A 19,792-nucleotide genomic window follows, 5' to 3' on the forward strand; every position below is an offset into this window, starting at 1 on the left:
GAGGCTCGAGCTACGACCCGCACGACAGCCGAAGCTATAGTTCACCCGTTTCGGGTGAACCCCTCCCTAGTGGTGCGGTCACACACTCATGTAATGGCTGCGACCCCGAAACCGGCATCCGAGCCCATCGTCCGCCAGCACAAGGCGCTGCTCGGCCAGTTGCCGTTCGCCGACACCCAGGATTTCGACGACGCCACGCGTGGGCTGGTCGCCCGGCGTGAACCCAATGCGGTGACCGACGCGGACGGGACGGTGTTGTGGGACAACGACACCTACGCCTTCCTCGACGGCGAGGCCCCCGACACCGTCAATCCGAGCCTGTGGCGACAGTCGCGACTGGCGGCGATCGACGGCTTGTTCGAGGTGGTGCCGGGCATTTACCAGGTGCGCGGACTGGACCTGTCGAACACCTCGTTCATCGAAGGCGATGCGGGCGTCGTCGTGGTCGACACCCTGCTCTCGGCCGAAACCGGCGCGGCGGCACTCGAGCTGTACCGGCGGCATCGCGGCGATCGCCCGGTCAAGGCGATCATCTACACCCATTCGCACGCCGACCACTTCGGCGGCGTGAAGGGTTTCGTCTCCCAGCGGGAGGTGGACGACGGCGCGGTGCGGATCTTCGCGCCCGAAGGATTCATCGAACACTCGGTATCGGAGAACGTCTACGCCGGTACGGCGATGAACCGGCGCGCGGCGTACATGTACGGCGCGGCGCTCGCGCGTGGTCCGCAGGGGCAGGTGGGTGCGGGATTGGGGCAGACGATCTCCACCGGCACGGTCTCACTTATCGCGCCCACCGATTTCATCACCACCACCGGCCACGAGGAGACCGTCGACGGTGTGCGGATGATCTTCCAGATGGCGCCCGACACCGAAGCGCCCTCGGAGATGCTGGTCTACTTCCCGGATCACCGGGCGCTGTGCGCGGCCGAGGACGCCACGCACACCTTCCACAATCTGCTGACCCTGCGCGGTGCGGTGGTGCGCGACCCGCACGGCTGGGCCGGGTACATCACCGAGACCATCGATCTGTTCGGCGGGGACGCCGAAGTGGTGTTCGCAGCCGTCGACACCGAGCTGGCCCTGGCCGCGGGCACGCTCACCGGCACCGAGGGCAGCGAAATACCCACGGCCACAGGACAATCGGATTTTGATTGCTACCTCGCCGTCGAATCCGCCACCGCGCGACTGGCATACGGTGACGTAGCCGAGGCCGAACGCCGATTGCGGACCGCGATCGCGTCTCACCGACACCGAACTCAAGGTGTTGCGGCAGCTGCCTTCCGCGCGCACCACGCAGCAGATCGCAGACGACCTGGGAGTCTCGATCAATACGGTCAAAACACATCTGCGCGGTATCTACGCCAAACTCGGCACCAACTCACGCGTGAAAGTCATGGCCGCGGCCCGCCGCAGCGGCCTGCTGTGAAATCACCGCCGAATTCACCCGCACCGGATGAAGCCGCCGCCCGCGTGGGCGCGCACACTTCGACGAAAGCCGAATCCGGGCCGCCCGCCGGTGCCCGAACCGCACCGTGTCAGGAAAGCGAGGTCGGTGACCGATGTCGACGAGATACCAATTCGTAGTCGACGGCGAACTGTCCGACCGCGCCCTGGCGGCATTTCCCGAGCTGTCCTGGACACCCCCGTCCCACGGCACGACGACCCTGTTCGGCGCGGTCACCGACCCCACCGCGATGCGGGGCATCCTCGCGCGCCTGGACAACCTCGGACTCACTCTCCTGGAGATGCGGCAACTACCCGATTGAGGAGTGCGCCATGGACCTGCTGGCACCGCGCAGCCAACGCCGAACCCTCGACGAATTGCGCGACCGGCTCGATTTCACCGTCGGGGACACCCGCGCGAAGCGGTCGGCGTTCTGGATCATGCTCACGCTCTCGAGCATCATCGCGATCTCCGGTGTTATCGGCGATTCCACCGCCACGGTGATCGGCGCGATGATCGTGGCGCCGCTGTCCGTCCCGATCCTGGGGGTCGCCCTCGGAATCGCCACCGGCAGAGCGGCTCTGGTCGGCCGGAGCCTGCTGCTCGTCGCTGCGGGGGTCGTGCTCGTGATCGCGGTCGGGTTCCTGTTCGCGCAGCTGCTGCCCAATCCGACGAATGTGCTGTCCAACTCCCAGGTCGTCGGCCGTACCTCCCCGAAGCTGATGGATCTCACCGCCGCGCTGGCCACCGGTCTCGTCGGCGTGATCGCGATGATCCGGCGCGATGTCGGTGACGTGCTGCCGGGCGTGGCCATCGCGATCTCGTTGGTGCCGCCGCTTGCCGTGGTGGGGGTGTGCCTCGGTTCGCAGGCTCCGGCCTTGGCGTTGGGTGCGTTCGTGCTCTTCGCCTCCAACGTGATCGCCATGATCATCACCGCCACCGTCGTACTCGTCGTGACCGGATACGCCCGGGAGGCGGGCATGGCCGGGGCCCACCGGGGCCGGGCCTACACGGTGCTGGCCGCGGCGCTGGTCCTGGTGGCCGCGCCGATGGTGGTGAATTCGCTCTCCTCGCTGTGGGCCGACCGGATCGCGAACGCCACCCGTACCTGGCTGACCGATGTACCCGGAGCTCAGGTCACCGAGGTAACCCTGCACAGCGATACCGCGACGGTGCGCGTGCTCGCGCCGGCCGATCTGCCGCCTATCGAGGAATTGCAGCGCAGGGTCGACGACATCGTGCCGTGGAATCCGCGCGTGGTCATCGTGCACACCGTCGGCAGCAGTACCGAAACCCGTTGACCTACTCGGGGTCTCGGGAACTTCTGGGTGTTCGCAGCAGGGGTTCGAGGGCGGCGGCGAGGCGGTCCAGCGGTGCGCTGCCGCCCTCGGCGCGGGACAGCACCAGTGCGCCTTCGATCCCCGCGATGAGCAGGGTCGCCAGATTCGTCGCATCCGGATCGGGTGTTCCGTTGCGGCGCAAGCAGTCTCGGAAGGCACGTTGCCAGCGGTCGTAGATGGCGCGGGCGGACTCGCGCAGGGCTTGGTCATCGGGGCCCGCGCCGATGGTGACGGCGGCGACTGGACTGCCTGGCGGATGTTCACCGCCGGCCATCATCGTTTTGGCCCCGGCGATGATCGCCCGCATGGCAGGCACCGGTTGCTGAGCGGTGCACCAGGATTCGATGTAGGCCCCGACGGTGGCGTCGGTGGCGGCCAGCACCTCCTCGGCCACTTCGGTTTTGCCGCGCGGGAAGTGGTGATAGATCACGCCGCGGTGGGCGCCGGCCGCGGCGGCGATCTCTCGAATGCCGGTCGCGCCGTAACCGCGGCCCCGGAACAGCAGCGCGGCCTGTTCGATCATCTGCTTGCGGGTTTCCCGGGCCACCTGTGTCCTCCCGACATCCTTGACCAAGCCGATCGACCTAGAACATATTCCACTCGTCGCTAGGTCGACCGGCTCGGGTCGCACCGCCTGAGTTGCGCCGATCAGGCGGTGCGCCAGGGGCCTTCGTCGAGTGTGCCCAGCACTCGCGGGCTGAGGACGTCAGCGCGCAAGCCCGAGGTGGAGATGAAGCTGTACTGATACGAGACGTGATACTTGCCGTCCGGATCGGGATCTCGATCGATGCGAACCCCCAGATTGCCTTCCCCGCCGACGGGTGTGGTGACCCAGACTCCCCGCCGGATATCGCCCTGGATCGGCCCGAATCCCACGTCGTACAGTGTTCCTCGCACGATTGTGGCCGCGGTCTGATCGTCGATCGCGACACTCACACCGGCTGCTGAATCTTCCCCGCCCGGGATGGTGAACACGTGAATTGCCATTTCGATCTCCTAGTGTGAAACCGACCCTCCATCGGCGATGCTATTGGACGAACGACCATCTGTCGCAGGAGCGCTGCGATCCGCGGCTGGAAAATGCCTGAGCGGCAGGGTGATCCGGTGTTCTATCGGCGAGTGCCGTTGGGGGAGCGCGTATCCGGTGCTCCGTGTCACCTGGACCACTGCCCGGGTCGAACCGGCATCGGCGTGAAGTGCCGGGGCGTCGCTCGCTGGAACGCCCGAACCGAGCCCGGTGGAAATGGTCGATGTGCCGTGTGTCGGCAATCCTCTGGCGAATGACTATCGGATAATTCGACGGGTGGCGATCGGTCGAAGAACGATATTGGCGTTGCTGGCGAGCCTGCCGCTGGACGGTCTGGTGATCGCGCGGGCGGCGGGTACCCCGGTGGGTGGTCCGCCGGTCACCCAGCCCGGTCGGAACGCGGTGCGGTACACCATGACCGCGTTCACCAATGACAGTGAAGCCGAGTTGTATGTCTATGAATCGGCCGATGCGACCAACTTCACGCTGGTGCGCGGGTCCGCCTACGAGCCGCCCAGCGGGTTGCTCCGGGATCCGAGTCTGATCCGGCATACCGATGGGCGGTACTACCTCACCTACACCACCGGATGGGAGGGGCAGACCATCGGATTCGCGCGCAGCGATGACCGGGTGAACTGGACGCATCTGTACGACCATCCGATCGATGTGCCGGGGGTGACCTCGACCTGGGCTCCGGAGTGGTTCGTCGATCCGAGTGGTGAAGTCAATGTGCTGGTTTCGCTATCGGATGGTTACCGCTTCACGCCGCATCTGATCACCGCGACCGATCCGGGGCTGAGTATGTGGACTCCACCGACTCCGCTACTGGGGCTCGGTCCGAAGGACACCGGCTACGGATATATCGACACCACCGTGGTGCATCACCGCGGCCAGTACTACGCCTTCACCAAGGACGAGACCACCAAATACGTCGAACTCGCCGTGGCCGATCAACTGCGCGGACGGTATCGCTTTCTGCGGACCGAGGACTGGGCCGGATGGGGAACACCGCGCGAGGGCCAGTGCGTCATTCGACTGCCCGGCGGCGGCTGGCGCATCTACTTCGACGCCTACGACGACGGCATGTACCTGTACAGCGACAGCCACGATGATTTCCGGACCTGGACAGCCCCCGTCGAACTGCCCGAACTCTCCGGCACCGTCCGGCACTTCACCGTGCTGCCCGAACCCGGCGCCTCCGAGACCACGAGGAAGAACTGAGAACACGTTCCGGCGGGTATGGATGCGCGGCTCCCGGCAGCCGGAATCTGCTGCATTGCGCCCGGACTCGAATACTGTGACAGCGTGATCGCCCGTTCGCGCAGCAGCGCCCATGTCCTCGCTGGTTGAGCGGCCGTCCGGCGCGGAGCCGGATGGTCTGCGCATCCTCCTGGTCGAGGACGACCGGGCCGATGCGCTGCTGGTTCAGGAACTCGTCGCCGACGCCGCCTCGGGCGCCGCCCTGGAATGGGTGCGCACCGTCGCGCAGGCGTGCGAGATCCTCTCGACCACGCCGCCCGACTGCGTACTGCTCGATCTGCATCTGCCCGATGCGCACGGGCTCGAATCCCTGGAACGATTGCGCGCGGCCGCCGCCGATGTGGCCGTGGTCGTGCTCACCGGACTCGATCAGGAACCGATGGGATTGGCCGCGGTCGCCGCGGGCGCACAGGATTACCTGGTCAAGGGGCGGGTCGAACCGGAGCTGTTCGGGCGGGCGCTGCGCTATGCGGTTCAGCGCAAACAGGCCGAAAGGGCCGCGGCCGCACTGCGGGTCGGTCAGATGCGGGCCCGGGAGAACGCCCGGCTCGAACGCGGGCTGCTGCCGACGCCGTTGCTACACGGTGATCCCCTCGTCGAGGTGGTGACCCGATATCGGCCGGGCCGCGCGCATTCGCTGCTGGGCGGCGACTTCTACGATGTGGTGCAGGATTCGGACGATCGGGTGCACATCGTCATCGGCGATGTCTCCGGACACGGGCCCGATGAGGCGGCCACCGGGGTCGCACTCCGATTGGCTTGGCGCACACTGGTTCTCAGCGGTATCACCGGAACCAGGCAATTACGACTGCTGGAACAGCTGCTGCTGGCCGAGCGCACCGGGAAACACACCTTCGCCACCGTCACCACCCTGACCCTGCGCGCGTCCCAACGATCGGTGCGGGTGATCCGCGCCGGACACCCCGGCATGCTGCTCCGCGACGGTGGCACGGTGCGCTGGCGTGAGGTGCCGGGCGGCCCGGCGCTCGGATTCCATCCGGGACAGGCGGATTGGCCGATCCAGGACTTCGAACTACCGGCGCACGCCGAATTGATACTCCTCACCGACGGCCTTTTCGAGGGGCATATCGGCGCGGGCGATGAACGACTCGGCGAGGACGGCCTACTGCGACTGGCGCGTTCGCTGCCGGCGATCGAACCGGCGGAGTTCCTGGACAACCTCATCGACCGCGCCGAGGCATTGGCCGAGCAGCAGGGCGGCCTCGCCGACGATGTCGCCGTACTGTCGGTGCGCTGGAGTCGGCGCGCTCGACCGGAGGTCGCACCGTGACCGCGACCCACTTCGGAATAGGCCGGGTCACCGCACAGGCGTGGTTCCAGCGGGTGCTCGCGCTGATGGTGTTCGTCGTACTCGTCGGCGTCGGCCTGACGGCTCTCACCATCGGCGCGACCGCCCGCGTCTCCGACATCCTCGGGCGGCAGATCCAACCCGCCGCCACCGAGGCCTACCGATTGCAGAGCGCGCTCGCCAATCAGGAGACCGGCGTGCGCGGCTACGCCATCACCGCCGATCCGCAGTTCCTCGAACCCTTCACCCTCGGCCGTGAGGATGAACCGCGTGCCATCGCACACCTGCGTGCACTGCTCGCGGATCGGCCCCAACTGCTCGCCGATGTCGAAGCGCTGGAGCAGGCCGCCGGGGTGTGGCGCAACGATTACGCGCAGCCACTGATCGCGACCATCACCCCCGGTACGGTCCGGCCCGTGGACGGCGCCGCCAGCGCGACGGGCAAGGTCGAATTCGATGCGCTCCGTGATCGTTTCACCACCCTGAATACCGATCTGTCCGCCGCGGTCGAGAATGGTCGCCACGATCTGGAACACAAGCGCGCCATTCGGAACGTGGCATTGTTCGGGATGGTCATCGCCTTCCTGGTGACCACCTTGGTGCTCACCGTGCTGATGCGGCGACTCGTGGCCCGGCCGCTGCGGGAGCTGGTTGCCGCCTCGCTGCGGGTGGCGGACGGCGATTTCGAGCACCGCATCACCGTGGGCGGACCCGCCGACCTCGCCACGGTCGCCGAGGCCGTGGAGAGTATGCGCCGCCGGATCGTGGCCGAGCTCGAATCCTCCCGGGTGCAGGAGGCGCTGCTCGCCGGTCAGGCCGCCGATCTGGATCAGCAGGCGGTCGAATTGCGGCGCTCCAATACCGAATTGGAGCAGTTCGCCTATGTCGCCTCCCATGATCTGCGCGAACCGCTGCGCAAGGTGGCCTCGTTCTGTGAACTGCTGGAGCGGCGCTACGGGGACCAACTCGACGAACGCGCCCGGCAGTACATCGCATTCGCGGTGGACGGCGCGAATCGTATGCAGATCCTGATCGAGGATCTGCTCACCTTCTCCCGGGTCGGCCGGGTGCACGATGCCATCGCCGCCACCGACCTCGACCGAACACTGGACCGCGCACTGGCGAATCTCTCTGCGGCAGTGGAGGATTCGGGATTGCAGCTGGAGCGTCCGGAGCGACTGCCCGAACTCACCGGCGAACCGACACAGCTGATCATGCTGTGGCAGAACCTCATCTCCAATGCGATCAAATTCCATCGGCCCGAGGTGACCCCGATCGTCCTGATCGAGTGCGAACCCGAGCCCGGCGAACCGGTGGGATGGCGATTCTCGGTGTCCGACAACGGAATCGGCATCGCCCCCGAATTCGCCGAGCAGGTGTTCGTGATCTTCCGGCGGCTGCACGGTCGCGATGACTACAGCGGAACCGGAATCGGTTTGGCGCTGTGCAAGAAGATCGTCGATTTCCACGGCGGTCGCATCTGGATCGATACGACCTACACCGGCGGGACTCGGATCTGCTTCACGCTGTTCGAGCGGATTCGCTACTCGGCCAGCGCCTCCTCCAGCGTGTTGTAGACATCGAGCAGGTCATCGAGCCCGGTCACCTCGATGGGGCGGCGCACCTGCGGTGAGGCGACCACCTTCAATCGGCGATCGGAGATCGCCTCCAATGCCCCGACCAGCACGCTCAAGCCGGCCGAACCGAAGAATCCCACCTCGGTCAGGTCGACGACGAGCATTGTCGAATCGGTGGCCAGTGCCTCGCCCACCGCGGCCGACAATTTCGGCGCGGAGACGATATCCACCTCACCCGCCGCGGACAGGATCACCGCCGACTCGGCCGATCGTGTCCGGACGATCAACTCTCGTGCCTCGTCGCTCACCGGGGTACCCCGGCGCTCGCCCCGAGTACCGCCCATGCGATTCCTTGAATCGTCACTATTCGCTACCTCCGGACACATCCCATCAAAGCGAGCCGACCACCCGTTTTCTCGAATGAAGCCGACCCCGGCAAAGCTACGCAATCGTACTCCAGTCGACCGCGTACCTGGGCAATGTGGCATCGCTTCAACCGTTTTCACGGCGATCCGAGGCTGTCGGTGGGCTCGGCCATACTCACCGAAAGGTTTTTCGCCAGAAGGAGATCGGTGTCATGGGGGAGTCTTCGCCGCAGCTGTTCGCGGATCCGCTGTGGGAGCGGCAGGGCCGGGCGCATGCCGCTGCCGCCGCGGCGGAGCGGGCGCGGGAGGTGCCGCTCGTATCGGGGCTGATGGTTCCGCAGGAGCGGCGGATGGTCTGGGAATCGGGGGAGCGGCAACGCTGGCTGGCTCAGGCCGGGCAATTGTATTCGGGACACCCCGGGCGGGTGCTCGATGCCCAGGGGTGGGCGACGGTCGTGCAGTCCTATCGCGAGGGTGGGCTCCGCTACTCGCCGACGCAGGGCCATATGTTCGGGAACGCACCGGAGGAGCTGGTCAGGCCGCTGCTGGGCGAGTGGCGGCCGGACTTCCGGGGCAACGGTGTGCTGCGGTACCTGCAGGTTCTGGTGGCGCGGTTCGAATTCGAGGCCCTGCCCACGGTGTTCCACAGCGCGAAGACCAATTCCTACGAGGTCGGTCCCGCACTGCTGCCCGTCCTCGATATCGAGGTGGCGCGGTTGATGGCGGACTGGTTGGTGCGGTTGAGATCGATGCGGCACCTCACCCGTCGATGGTTCTCCCGACACGGGCTCGCGGCGGTGCCGCTGCTCGTGCCGGACGCACTCGGCAAACGCCGGGTGCCGCGTGAAAAGGCCACGGCCGCACTGGCTCTCATCGCCTCCGAGTTCGGTGCGGAGGAGGTGGCGGCCGCCGCCGAAGGTCACGGTGCGGCCGCTGTGGCGGGGGTGCGGGAGATCCTGCGGGCCGAGCCGCCCAAGGTGGTTGGCGACGGACCGGTGGAGCGTCCTGTCAAACCCCCGAAGCTGACCTGGCTGGATCGAACCCGCTTGCCGCGGGTGCTGTTTCGCGATGGCAGCCCACTTTCCGACGATGCCGTCGAGAAGCTGCTCGGGGCATTCGCGCTCTCACCCGGGGTGCACACGTATACCGCGGCCAGGCCCTACCCCGATCTGGTGGAGGCGCTCGAGTACTGCGATCGCGGTTCGCTGGCCCGCTGGGGGCAAGCGATCTTCGACTGCTGGGTGCGGGCGGGCACACCACCGCGCAACGGCTGGGTGATCGACCAGTTCTATTGGACGGCGGATGGCGAATCGACCGAGCGATTGGGCGCGGCGCTGCTGCGCTGGCCGGGAGCCAACTCCGAACGGCATGCGGCCAGGGTGCTGGCGGAGCTGGGCACCGATACCGCACTGCGCCAGCTGCATCGGGTTTCCCAGCGCGTCAAAACACCCGGATTGCGCAGGGTCGCAGGCGAATTCCTGGCCGGTGCCGCGCGCAGCCGCGGTCTCACCGCCGAGGAGCTCGCCGACCGGCTAGTCCCCGACCTCGGGCTGGACGCCCGGGGCACCCTCGTACTCGATTACGGCGCACGCGCTTTCACGGTCGGATTCGACGAGACGCTGACGCCGTTCGTCATCGACGCGGCGGGCAAGCCTCGAAAGAGTCTCCCGAAACCCGCGGCATCGGATGATTCGGAGCTCGCACCCGCCGCCTATCAGCGCTTCACCGCGCTGAAGAAGCTCGCGCGCGGCACCGCCTCCGATCAGATCCGGCGCTTGGAGCGCGCCATGGTCACCGGAAGGGATTGGAGCCCTGCGGATTTCGAGCAGTACCTGGTGACGCCACCGCTCATCCGGCACATCACCAGGCGATTGGTGTTCACCACCGGCGACCTCACCTTCCGCGTCGCCGAAGACCGCACCCTGGCCGATATCGACGATGCCGCAGTCGAACTCGCCGATACCGCCCGCGTCCGTATCGCGCACCCGCTCGAACTGGGCGACACGATCGAAGCGTGGGGTGAGGTATTCGCCGACTACGAGATCACCCAGCCCTTCCGGCAGCTGGACCGACCGGTCTACGAACTCACCGCCGACGAACGGGCCAGCGGTGACCTCAGCCGTTTCGCCGATGTCACCGTGCCGGTCGGTGCGCTGCTCGGCCTGGTCGGCCGGGGCTGGGAGCGTGGCTACGCACAGGATGGTGGCGTCCAGCACGAGTTGATCCGCTCGATTCCGGAGGGCCCTGATCTCGTGGTCGAACTCGATCCGGGTATCTACGCGGGCGAGGCGCACGCCTCCGGCGATCAGCGGCTCATCAGAATCCGTTTCACCGCACCGCCGTCCGATGCGATCGGTCCCGTCCTGGCATCGGAGTTGATGGCGGATCTGGCCGGACTGGCCGGATGACTATCGGGACCTCAGCGCCGGCGGATCCTTCTTCAGCGAGACATGCTCCCCGGTGGGCAGTGGAATGGTCGGGGGATCGATCTCGGGTTCGGACGCGGACCGGTGTTTGCGCCGGGCCCACCACGCGCGAATCTGCGCGGCGCGCGTCGCGCGGGCGGGCCAGAACTCCTGGACGCTGGCATTGAACTCCGCGCCCAGGATGACCGCGAAGCCGAGGAAGAAGGTGAAGAGCAGGAACGCGATCGGGGTGGCGAGTGCGCCGTAGGTGACACCGGTGCGGGTCACCCAGGACAGGTAGCGGCGCAGGCCCTCGCTGGCGGTCATGAAGAACACGCCCGCCACCAGCGCGCCGCCGAAGAGCCGATGCCAGGGCAGGGTGCGGTGCAGGGCCAGCTTGTAGAGGGTGGTCAGCGCGACGATCAGCAGCAGGCCCGCACCCGGGTAGTAGAACGTGTCGATCAGCCTGAGGCCGGGCTCTTTCCACCCGCGTGGCAGCACCCGGCCGACCATGGACGGCCCCAGCGCCACCAGCGGCAGGATCAGTACCGAGGTCACCAGGAACAGCACGTACAGCCAGAGCGCGAAGATGCGCTGCCAGACCGGGTGCCGGGCATTGGCCTGACCGTGTGCGGCGGTGATGGCGTCCACGAAGGTCGCCATGGCCGAGGATCCGGCCCAGAGCGAGAGCACGAAACCCACCGAGACCACGCCGCCGTGACCGCGTTTGAGCACGTCATTGGTTGTGGGTTCGATCAGATCGTCGACCACGCTGGTGCTGAAGAGGTTGCGGCTGAAGGTGATGATCTTGCCTTCGACAATGTCCACGGTGTCCGGTCCGAACCAGTGCCCGACATAGCCGAGGCTGCCCAGCAGTCCGAGCATCAGCGGGGCCAGCGACAGCGTCTGCCAGAACGCCGCGGCGGCGGATTTGTTGAAGATCGAGTCGCCCCACGCCTTCACCGCGACATGCACGATGAGCTCTCGGACACGCCCGAGCCGTGTGGCGACGCGCACGTCTACCCCTGGCGCGTCGGACGCGTCGGCGTGTTGCGGGGATTTGTCGTGCTCGTTCATGGTGGCTACAGCATCGCTCACCAGCGTTTCAAATGAACGCGGACCCACGATGTGTCGTGCGGCACTACTTGTGGCTGTGTCGGATTGGTGCGTTGTCGGTCCACATCGCTAATCTCTTCCAAGTGACTTCGGGTGGTGGCGGTTCATTACGTGCTTGGCAGCGCAGGGCTCTCACCAAGTATCTGACGACCAAGCCTCGAGACTTCCTTGCTGTCGCCACACCCGGTGCGGGTAAGACGACCTTCGCGCTGCGCGTGGCGGCCGAACTGCTCGCCGACCGCACCATCGATCAGGTGACGGTGGTGGCCCCTACCGAGCATCTGAAGCATCAGTGGGCCGGATCGGCGCAGCGGCTCGGGATCCAACTGGATTCGAACTTCTCCAACTCCACCGGCTCGACCTCCTCGGATTACCACGGTGTCGTGGTGACCTATGCCCAGGTGGCCTCGCATCCGTTCAAGCATCGGGTGCGCACCGAGAACCGCCGCACGCTGGTCATCATGGACGAGATCCACCACACCGGTGATGCCAAGAGCTGGGGTGAAGCGGTCGAGGAGGCCTTCGGAGACGCCACCCGAAGACTCGCGCTCACCGGAACGCCCTTCCGCAGCGATGATTCGAAGATCCCGTTCATCACCTATGAGGCGGATGAATCGGGCTTCGAGAAGTCCAAGGCCGATCACACCTACGGATACTCCGAGGCGCTCGCCGACGGCGTGGTGCGACCGGTGGTCTTCCTCGCCTACTCCGGTGAGGCGCACTGGCGGGACAGTGCCGGTGATGAGTACTCCGCCCGCCTGGGTGAGCCGCTGAACGCCGAACAGACCGCCCGAGCCTGGCGCACCGCCCTGGACCCCGCGGGCGACTGGATGTCCAAGGTGCTCACCGCCGCCGACACCCGGCTGCGGCAGTTGCGTGCCACCGGTATGCCCGATGCGGGCGGTCTGGTCATCGCCACCGATCAGGACAAGGCCCGTGACTACGCCGAACTGCTGGAACATATCTCGGGCACCAAACCGACCGTGGTGCTCTCGGACGATCCGCAGTCCTCCAATCGCATCGGCGAGTTCAGTGCGAGCACCGATCCGTGGATGGTCGCGGTGCGCATGGTCTCCGAGGGCGTCGACGTTCCACGCCTGGCGGTCGGGGTGTACGCCACCAGTGCCTCCACCCCGCTGTACTTCGCGCAGGCCATCGGTCGTTTCGTGCGCGCGCGCAAGACGGGTGAGACCGCGAGCGTCTTCCTGCCCTCGGTGCCGGTGCTGCTGGATCTGGCCGCACAGCTCGAGGTGCAGCGCGATCACGTCATCGGCAAACCGCATCGCGAGAAGAACGAACTCGACGACGAACTGCTCATCGACGCCAACAAGCAGAAGGACGAGCCCGGCGAGGAGGAGAAGAAGTTCATCGCCCTGGCCGCCGACGCCGAGCTGGATCAGGTCATCTACGACGGCGACTCCTTCGGCACCGCCACCTTCTCCGGCAGCGATGAGGAGGCCGACTACCTCGGCATTCCGGGCCTGCTGGACGCGGACCAGATGCGCGCCCTGCTGCGCGACCGGCAGACCCGCCAACTCCAGGACCGCACCGCCGAATCCGCCCGCACCGCGACGCTGCCCACCAACGCGGCGTCGGCCGAACGCGCCGCCACCGCGGACCGCCTCGGCGAACTGCGCCGCGAGCTCAACAGCCTGGTCGCCATGCACCATCACCGCACCGGCAAGCCGCACGGTGTCATCCACGGTGACCTACGCCGCGAATGCGGCGGGCCGCCAACCGCATTGGCGACCGCGGATCAACTCACCGAACGCATCGCGGTGCTGCGCCGCACCAGCTGATCAACCGCCGCGGCGGCCCCTATCGGCGGCTGCGCATCCTCGGCCGGGCATCCCGGCCACGAGCGTGCCGGCTGACGAGGGACCGGGATTCCGAGATCAGGGCGCAGTAGCGCCGAAGATCAGGGCGCAGTAGCGCCGGAATCCGGTGCCGGTCAGGTGGATTCGGAACCGACCACTTCCAGCTCGACCTGGAAGGAGTCCCCGACATCGAGCCCCTCCGCCACCCGCACCGGCTTCTTCATCGGCAGCATGTACGTGCCCCGCTTGCGATCGGGGAACAGCGAGGTCGCCCACTTGCTCCCGCCCACGGCGACCCGCACCCGCACCGATCCGAACCCACCGGCCAGATGCCCGTGCTCCTGCTCGATCTCATCGGCCACCTCTTCCGGCAGGCTGGTGAAATACCAGGACGCGGGGCCTTCCCACACCCATAGCTCACTGGTGAACGAGTACCGCGACGTCGACATGCCCCGACCGTAGACCAGGGGTATGACAGCACTGCCCCGTAATTCCGCGCGGGCGGTACATCGCAGTCCTTGTCGAGGGCGGCTCGACCCGCCCGGATCGCCGTGATGTGGGCTGAGCCTGCCGCGCGGAGGTACGCGCGGCGGATCCGGTGCGGGCAGTGCCGGCTATCCACGTGTCAGTCGGCGAGCAGTCGTCGCCACCATGATCGTTTCGCTTGCGGGGCAACCAATTCGAGGTCGGTGAACGGGGTATCGGCTGCCGCGGTGGGCGTGCTGGCCACCCGGTCGGTGACACGCGCCGCGCGCCATCCGGCCACCACGTCGTCCGCTCGCACCGGTCCGATCGGCACGTCCGGTCCACTCGGTGAACGAATCCAGCGGACGATGCGCTCGTTGAGTTCGGAGACCGCTTCGCGGACAGCCCGTTCGGAGGTCATCTCACGGACGGTTCGGTCGATGCGCTCGCGGTCGCGGCGCAGCACCAAGTGTTCGGGCAGCAGCGCGTCATTGCCGATTCCCTCGCGTTGCAGCAGGTTCCGGACCCACCAGTTCTCGTCATCCATACCCGGCGGAATGGGTTTTCCCGCACCGGGCAGCTGGTCGAATTCGCCCCGATCGGTGGCCTCGCGAATCTGTCTGTCGATCCAGGATTCGAAGGTGAGATCGGGCGGTTTGCGCTCGGTCACACCCCAATACTACCGACTGTCGGAGATCAGTTCCGGCAGATCCCCGGGCCGGAACAGGCGCACTAGGCCACCGGCACCTCGAAGTAGGACGCCGGATCCAGTGCGCTGAGCGGCGTCCACCGAGCCGGATGGGATTGTTCGCCCGCCGTGCCGGCGGTGCTGCCGCCGCTGCGGAAGCCCTGCAGTTCCAGTGCCAGCCACGGTGTTTCGTCGACCTGCCGGGCCAGGGCGTAGCAGGTGGCCAGGTAGTGTAGGCAGCGTTCGTTGCGGGCCCGGCAGGAGCAGTCCGCGCGCGCTATCCGCGGCGCGATATTGATGCCGTGCTCGGCTATCGCCACCCGATGCTCGTCGGTCAGGGTGAGGGTGTCCGCCGGAATCAGTTGTGCGATAGCCGCAATGGTCTCCGCGGTGAGTGGGGTCAGTTCCAGATAGGTCACCGAAGCCTCGGATCCGCGGTGAATCATGGCGCGCACCATGGTGTTCTCGATCTCGGTCCGCACCAGGCCATTACCCGCGATGCTGCGCGCCCGCGGCAGCATCGGCTCCGGCTTGCTCATCTTCAGCGGTTGCGCCAGCCGCACCCAGTCCATACCCCAGCTGGTGTATCCGAAGTCGTTGTCGGCCATATCAGTTGGCTCGCTTTCGACGCAGGAGTTCGAAGAGCCGGTCGTCATCGAGGCGCGCCAGCGCCGCGATCCCGGCGGTATCGGTGAGATCGGTGAGCGCGGATTTGCGGTCGTGCATCCCCGCGATGTGCTCCTCGATGGTGGTGCCCGAGGTCAGCGTGGTGACGGTGACCGTGCGGGTCTGCCCGATCCGATGCGCGCGATCGGAGGCCTGCGCCTCGACGGCCGGATTCCACCAGCGGTCGAAGTGAATGACATCGGCGGCGCGGGTCAGCGTCAAACCGGTGCCCGCCGCCCGCAGGCTCAGTACCAATACCGGTGGCCCGTCGGGTGATTGGAAGTCCCGCACGATCTCACCGCGCTGCGCCTGATTCAATCCGCCGTGGAAGAACGGCACGGGCACGCCGAACTCCTCGGCGCAATGCCGCACCAGCAGTTCCCCGGTGCGCCGGTACTGCGTGAACACCAGGGTCGGTGCGTCATTGGCCACATTGGCCGCCAAGATGTCGGCGCACACATCGAACTTGCCCGAGCGCCCGGACAATTCGTCCAGATCCCCGGTGATCAACCCGGGGTGATTGCACACCTGTTTGAGCTCGGTGAGCACCGAAAGCAATCGGGTATGCCGCTGCCCGCCCGATCCGAACCCTTCCTCCTCGGCGCGCTCGAGCAGCTGGTCGTAGATCCGTTCCTGCTCCCGGGTGAGGTCGCAGACCAGATCGGTATGGATCTTGGGCGGCAGTGTCCCCGCCACCTCGGCCTTACGCCGCGCCAGCACCACCGGTTCGATGGCATCGCGTAGTCGCAGCACCGCGGGTGCGGACCCTTCGGAGATGGGCCGCACGAACCGCCGCCGGAATTGCGTCTTATGCGTGAACTCGTGTGGCACAACCAGGTTGAGCAGCGCCCACAGCTCCTCGAGATTGTTCTCCACGGGCGTACCGGTCAGCGCCACCCGCACCCGCGCCTTGATACCCCGCGCCGCCTTGGAGACCTGCGTACGCGGATTCTTCAGCACCTGCGCCTCGTCGAACACGACGCTGGCCCACTGTTTCCCCGCCAGCCCCGCGCCATGCCCGCGCAGTGTCGGATATCCGGTCACCACCACGGTCCCCGCCTGCGCCCCCGGCAACTTCCCGCCCCGCCACGCGACGGCGGCGAGTCCGGGTGCGAATCGCTCGATCTCATGCACCCAGTTGCCGACGAGTGATGTAGGACACACCACCAGCTGTGGGCCGTCGGCGACCCGCCCCAACAGGTATCCGATGGCCTGCACGGTCTTGCCCAAACCCATCTCATCGGCGAGTACGGCGCCCCCGTGCGCGGCCGTGGTCTCATGCAGCCAGGTGATGCCGCGTGCCTGGTAGGGCCGTAGTTCGGCCTTCAATCCGCTGCGCAGCTCGGTGCCGAGCGTGATGGTGTCCCGGAGCGCTCGCACGGCCCGCTCGGCCGTCACGATGGCGTTCCCGCCCGCATTGGGCACCGCGTGCGCCGCGACCGGCAGTGCGGGCGGCTCCCCGTTCAGCACGGCCCGCCAGCTGAGCGCCGACGATCCGGGCGTTTTCAGTGTGAGGGCCGGGAACCGCTCGGGCTCGACCAGCAGGCAGGGCACCGCGCGCACCGCGAATCCCTCGGCCTCGGGAATCGCCAGGGTGATCGCATCCGATTCACCCTCGAGCTCCGGCGGCGCGCCGGGCGCCGACGCGCTCCAACTCCAGAGCGCGAACATATGCCGATCGGGCAGGTAGGTGGCGTGTGTGGTGGACAGGACGCTCTCCTCCGATGCGTGGATTCCGCCCCAAGACACACAAATACCGTTTTGCGCAAGTCCGGGCCGGAAAACTGGGCAACGGGCGGGCCCGTGAGGGACCGCCCGTTGCTTGGGGTAATTCTGTTGGGAAGATTCAGTTTTCGAGCGGACCCCCCGAGCCGGTATACCGAACCCGAGGTGGAGGAGCTGTTACAGCGCCGGTGCCGACTCCGTGTCGATCACGGCTTCGAGTTCACGGAGACGATCCATGTGCTCATTGGCGTGATGCTGGCAGAAGAGCAACTCACCACCAGCGGGAAGGGTTGCACGCACGCGCGCAGCCGCCCCGCAGCGGTCACAACGATCGACCGCGGTCAGTGGGGTGCTAGTCAGGGTTCCTGGCATGACTCCTCCGTCCTGGCTCCGAGTGCTCGCACACCCTTCGCCTGGTGTGGGGCTCGCGATCCACTTCGCGAGCTCGCTACCGCTACTTCCCAGCAGTGGTTGATGACTACTCTGTCAGACGTTCGAGGCGAGGTCTTTGTTCCCGAGGAGTTTCCCGTGTGTTTTGCCTAACAGACCTGGGATTTCGCTGAAAGCGAACAGGGCCCGGCGTCTCCCCGTGGAGTCCTTGGAACTACCCACCTAATACGCTGATCGAGTTGTCTATCGGGAGACTACCCGGGGGCACTGACACTCACACTCCGATTGGATAACCCTCCGAGTTCGATCTGCACACGCTCGGCAACGCTCACAGCCACGACGGGTTCAGATCGAGAGTGGCCCGATCGCGCGAGTCGAGCAGATCGAACATCGCGCCGGTGCGCGGCAGCTCCCAGCGGAAGAAGTATCCCGCCGCCGCGCGCTTACCGAGTCCGAAGCCGTCGCCACTCGCCGCGAGTGCCGTTGCGGCCAGAGCCTGTTCGAGCCAGATCCAGGACAGCGTCACATGACCGAACGCCTCGAGGTAGACGGCGGAGTTGGCCAGCGCGGTCTCGGCGTCACCGTCCCGCCACAGACCGGCGGTGGTGGCGGCCAGTCGGCCCGCCGCGGTCTCCAGGGCGTCGGCGAACCCGGTCAGCTCGGAATCGCCGGTGGTGCGGGCGGCGGCGACGGTGGCGGCCATCCGGGTGAGCAGGGCGGTCAGGGCCGCGCCATTGTCGAGGGTGACCTGGCGGCCGAGCAGGTCCATGCTCTGAATACCGTGTGTGCCCTCGTGAATGGGGTTGAGGCGATTGTCGCGGTAGTGCTGTTCGACGTCGTAGTCGCGGGTGTAGCCCGCACCGCCGTGCACCTGGATGGCCAGGTCGTTGGCGGTCAGGCACCACTGGCTCGGCCAGCTCTTGGCGATGGGGGTGAGAATGCGCAGCAGAGTCGCGGCGTGGGCGCGCTCGGATTCGGTTGCGGCGGTGCGCTGTTCGTCGACCAGGCGGCCGCAGTAGAACTGCAGGGCCAGCGCGCCCTCGACATAGGACTTCTGGGCCAGCAGCATGCGGCGTACATCCGGGTGGTCGACGATCGGCACCTGCGGGCCGCCCTTCGCGCCGAGGGGGCGGCCCTGCGGGCGATTGCGGGCATAGTCCAGGGACTTGAGGTAGCCGGTGTAGCCGAGTGCGGTGGCTGCCAGGCCGACGCTGATCCGGGCCTCGTTCATCATCGTGAACATTTGGGCCAGACCGTGATTCGGCTCGCCGACCAGATAGCCGACCGCGCCCGGCCGGCCGCCGGGGGTGAAATTGCCGTCGCCGAAGACCGGGGCGGTATTGACCGTGCCGCGCCAGCCCATCTTGTGATTGATGCCCGCGAGCACCACATCATTGTGGACGGTCGGCCGATCCTGTTCGTCGGCAAGGAATTTGGGCACGATGAACAGTGAGATGCCGCGCGTGCCCTCCGGCGCGCCCGGGATGCGGGCCAGCACCAGGTGGACGATATTCTCCGAAAGTTCGTGGTCCCCACCGGAAATCCACATCTTGCGACCGAAGATCCGGTACGAGCCGTCGTCCTGCGGTACCGCACGGGTGGTGATATCGGCCAGGCTGGACCCGGCATGCGGCTCGGACAGCGCCATGGTGCCGAGATTGCGGCCGTCCAGCATGGGGCGCACGAAACGGTCGATCTGCTCCGGACTGCCGTGGGTGGCAAGCAGATTCGCATTGCCGGTGGTGAGCATGGGATAGGCGGCGGTGCCCGCGTTGGCGGCGTGGAACCAGGCCATGCACGCGGTGTAGACCACATGCGGCAGCTGCATCCCGCCGATCTCGTAATCCATTGCCGCACCGATCATTCCGGCATCGGCGAAGGCTTTCACGGCCTTGCCGACAGCGGGGATGATGTGGACGCGCTCACCGTCGAACTCGGGCTCGTGCAGATCGTTCTCGCGATTGTGCGGGGCGAAGTAGGTGGTGGCCAGATCCTGGCACAGCCGCAGTACCTGGTCGAAGGTGTCGCGGGAGTGGTCGGCGAAGCGTTCGCGCCCGGTCAGGGACTCCACATCGAGCCAGTCGTAGAGCAGGAACTCGATATCGCGGGCGGACATGATCACGGACGGGTTCATGATTCCTCGAACGGTCGGGTGCGGGCGGTCTCGTACCCGACGGTCTACCAGATCGGTGTGG

At 66.8% G+C, this 19,792-nt stretch carries 18 protein-coding genes; 8 read left to right on the forward strand and 10 right to left on the reverse strand.

What is annotated here, in order from left to right; genetic code table 11:
- The first annotated feature begins 93 nt into the window (after nucleotides 1-93).
- From OHB26_RS24025 to OHB26_RS24040, 3 genes are read left to right on the forward strand one after another with little or no spacing between them, the layout of a single operon-like run.
- The gene (locus OHB26_RS24025; protein WP_442942708.1) at nucleotides 94-1,587 is read left to right on the forward strand and encodes an alkyl/aryl-sulfatase; all 1,494 of its coding nucleotides are present in this window, start codon (nucleotides 94-96) and stop codon (nucleotides 1,585-1,587) included.
- Nucleotides 1,563-1,769, forward strand: a complete 207-nt coding sequence (locus OHB26_RS24035; RefSeq protein WP_330179518.1) for a hypothetical protein — start codon at nucleotides 1,563-1,565, stop codon at nucleotides 1,767-1,769. The genes OHB26_RS24025 and OHB26_RS24035 overlap by 25 nt, the downstream gene beginning before the upstream one ends.
- 10 nt (nucleotides 1,770-1,779) lie before the next feature.
- A complete protein-coding gene (locus OHB26_RS24040; protein ID WP_330179519.1) occupies nucleotides 1,780-2,748 on the forward strand; it encodes a DUF389 domain-containing protein in 969 nt (322 codons plus the stop codon).
- 1 nt (nucleotide 2,749) lies between these two features.
- Here OHB26_RS24040 and OHB26_RS24045 read toward each other — a convergent pair whose 3' ends face one another.
- Together OHB26_RS24045 and OHB26_RS24050 are read right to left on the reverse strand one after the other, a co-directional pair.
- Nucleotides 2,750-3,334, reverse strand: coding sequence for a TetR/AcrR family transcriptional regulator (locus OHB26_RS24045; RefSeq protein ID WP_330179520.1), 585 nt, complete (start codon nucleotides 3,332-3,334; stop codon nucleotides 2,750-2,752).
- A gap of 101 nt (nucleotides 3,335-3,435) precedes the next feature.
- Nucleotides 3,436-3,774, reverse strand: coding sequence for a hypothetical protein (locus tag OHB26_RS24050; protein ID WP_330179521.1), 339 nt, complete (start codon nucleotides 3,772-3,774; stop codon nucleotides 3,436-3,438).
- 316 nt (nucleotides 3,775-4,090) lie between these two features.
- On the opposite strand from OHB26_RS24050, the gene OHB26_RS24055 reads away from it, so the two are divergent.
- The 3 genes from OHB26_RS24055 (at nucleotide 4,091) to OHB26_RS24065 (ending at nucleotide 7,960) form a co-directional block, all read left to right on the forward strand.
- On the forward strand, nucleotides 4,091-5,035 hold the full coding sequence (locus OHB26_RS24055; RefSeq protein ID WP_330179522.1) for a glycoside hydrolase family 43 protein: 945 nt from the start codon (nucleotides 4,091-4,093) through the stop codon (nucleotides 5,033-5,035).
- Between the two features lie 112 nt (nucleotides 5,036-5,147).
- A complete protein-coding gene (locus OHB26_RS24060; protein WP_330179523.1) occupies nucleotides 5,148-6,365 on the forward strand; it encodes a PP2C family protein-serine/threonine phosphatase in 1,218 nt (405 codons plus the stop codon).
- Nucleotides 6,362-7,960 carry a sensor histidine kinase gene (locus OHB26_RS24065; RefSeq protein WP_330179524.1) on the forward strand — a complete coding sequence of 533 codons (1,599 nt, stop codon included), beginning with the start codon at nucleotides 6,362-6,364 and terminating at the stop codon, nucleotides 7,958-7,960. Before OHB26_RS24060 ends, OHB26_RS24065 begins: the two co-directional genes overlap by 4 nt.
- Here the strand turns inward: OHB26_RS24065 and OHB26_RS24070 are convergent.
- Nucleotides 7,927-8,304, reverse strand: coding sequence for an anti-sigma factor antagonist (locus tag OHB26_RS24070; RefSeq protein WP_330179525.1), 378 nt, complete (start codon nucleotides 8,302-8,304; stop codon nucleotides 7,927-7,929). The two genes, OHB26_RS24065 and OHB26_RS24070, sit on opposite strands and share 34 nt — an antisense overlap.
- A 233-nt stretch (nucleotides 8,305-8,537) precedes the next feature.
- On the opposite strand from OHB26_RS24070, the gene OHB26_RS24075 reads away from it, so the two are divergent.
- A complete protein-coding gene (locus OHB26_RS24075; RefSeq protein WP_330179526.1) occupies nucleotides 8,538-10,733 on the forward strand; it encodes a DUF4132 domain-containing protein in 2,196 nt (731 codons plus the stop codon).
- Here OHB26_RS24075 and OHB26_RS24080 read toward each other — a convergent pair whose 3' ends face one another.
- Nucleotides 10,734-11,828 carry a YihY/virulence factor BrkB family protein gene (locus OHB26_RS24080; RefSeq protein ID WP_330179527.1) on the reverse strand — a complete coding sequence of 365 codons (1,095 nt, stop codon included), beginning with the start codon at nucleotides 11,826-11,828 and terminating at the stop codon, nucleotides 10,734-10,736. It lies immediately after the preceding gene.
- A 101-nt stretch (nucleotides 11,829-11,929) separates the two neighbouring features.
- Between OHB26_RS24080 and OHB26_RS24085 the strand changes: the two genes are divergently transcribed.
- On the forward strand, nucleotides 11,930-13,645 hold the full coding sequence (locus OHB26_RS24085; protein ID WP_330179528.1) for a DEAD/DEAH box helicase: 1,716 nt from the start codon (nucleotides 11,930-11,932) through the stop codon (nucleotides 13,643-13,645).
- A gap of 152 nt (nucleotides 13,646-13,797) precedes the next feature.
- Here OHB26_RS24085 and OHB26_RS24090 read toward each other — a convergent pair whose 3' ends face one another.
- The 6 genes from OHB26_RS24090 to OHB26_RS24115 form a co-directional block, all read right to left on the reverse strand.
- On the reverse strand, nucleotides 13,798-14,112 hold the full coding sequence (locus OHB26_RS24090; RefSeq protein ID WP_330179529.1) for a DUF1905 domain-containing protein: 315 nt from the start codon (nucleotides 14,110-14,112) through the stop codon (nucleotides 13,798-13,800).
- A 176-nt stretch (nucleotides 14,113-14,288) separates the two neighbouring features.
- Nucleotides 14,289-14,798 carry a J-domain-containing protein gene (locus OHB26_RS24095; RefSeq protein ID WP_330179530.1) on the reverse strand — a complete coding sequence of 170 codons (510 nt, stop codon included), beginning with the start codon at nucleotides 14,796-14,798 and terminating at the stop codon, nucleotides 14,289-14,291.
- Nucleotides 14,799-14,860: 62 nt separating this feature from the next.
- Nucleotides 14,861-15,424: a hypothetical protein gene (locus OHB26_RS24100; RefSeq protein WP_330179531.1), complete on the reverse strand. Its 564-nt coding sequence runs from the start codon at nucleotides 15,422-15,424 to the stop codon at nucleotides 14,861-14,863.
- Between the two features lies 1 nt (nucleotide 15,425).
- Nucleotides 15,426-17,153, reverse strand: coding sequence for a DEAD/DEAH box helicase (locus OHB26_RS24105; RefSeq protein ID WP_330185764.1), 1,728 nt, complete (start codon nucleotides 17,151-17,153; stop codon nucleotides 15,426-15,428).
- Nucleotides 17,154-17,384: 231 nt separating this feature from the next.
- Nucleotides 17,385-17,579 (reverse strand): DUF7455 domain-containing protein, encoded by a 195-nt coding sequence (locus OHB26_RS24110; protein ID WP_033087939.1) that lies wholly within the window; start codon nucleotides 17,577-17,579, stop codon nucleotides 17,385-17,387.
- 346 nt (nucleotides 17,580-17,925) lie between these two features.
- Nucleotides 17,926-19,731, reverse strand: a complete 1,806-nt coding sequence (locus OHB26_RS24115) for an acyl-CoA dehydrogenase (RefSeq protein ID WP_330179532.1) — start codon at nucleotides 19,729-19,731, stop codon at nucleotides 17,926-17,928.
- Nucleotides 19,732-19,792: the final 61 nt, after the last annotated feature.

Origin of the sequence: Nocardia sp. NBC_01503, from assembly GCF_036327755.1 — a bacterium.
Taxonomy (GTDB): Bacteria; Actinomycetota; Actinomycetes; order Mycobacteriales; family Mycobacteriaceae; genus Nocardia.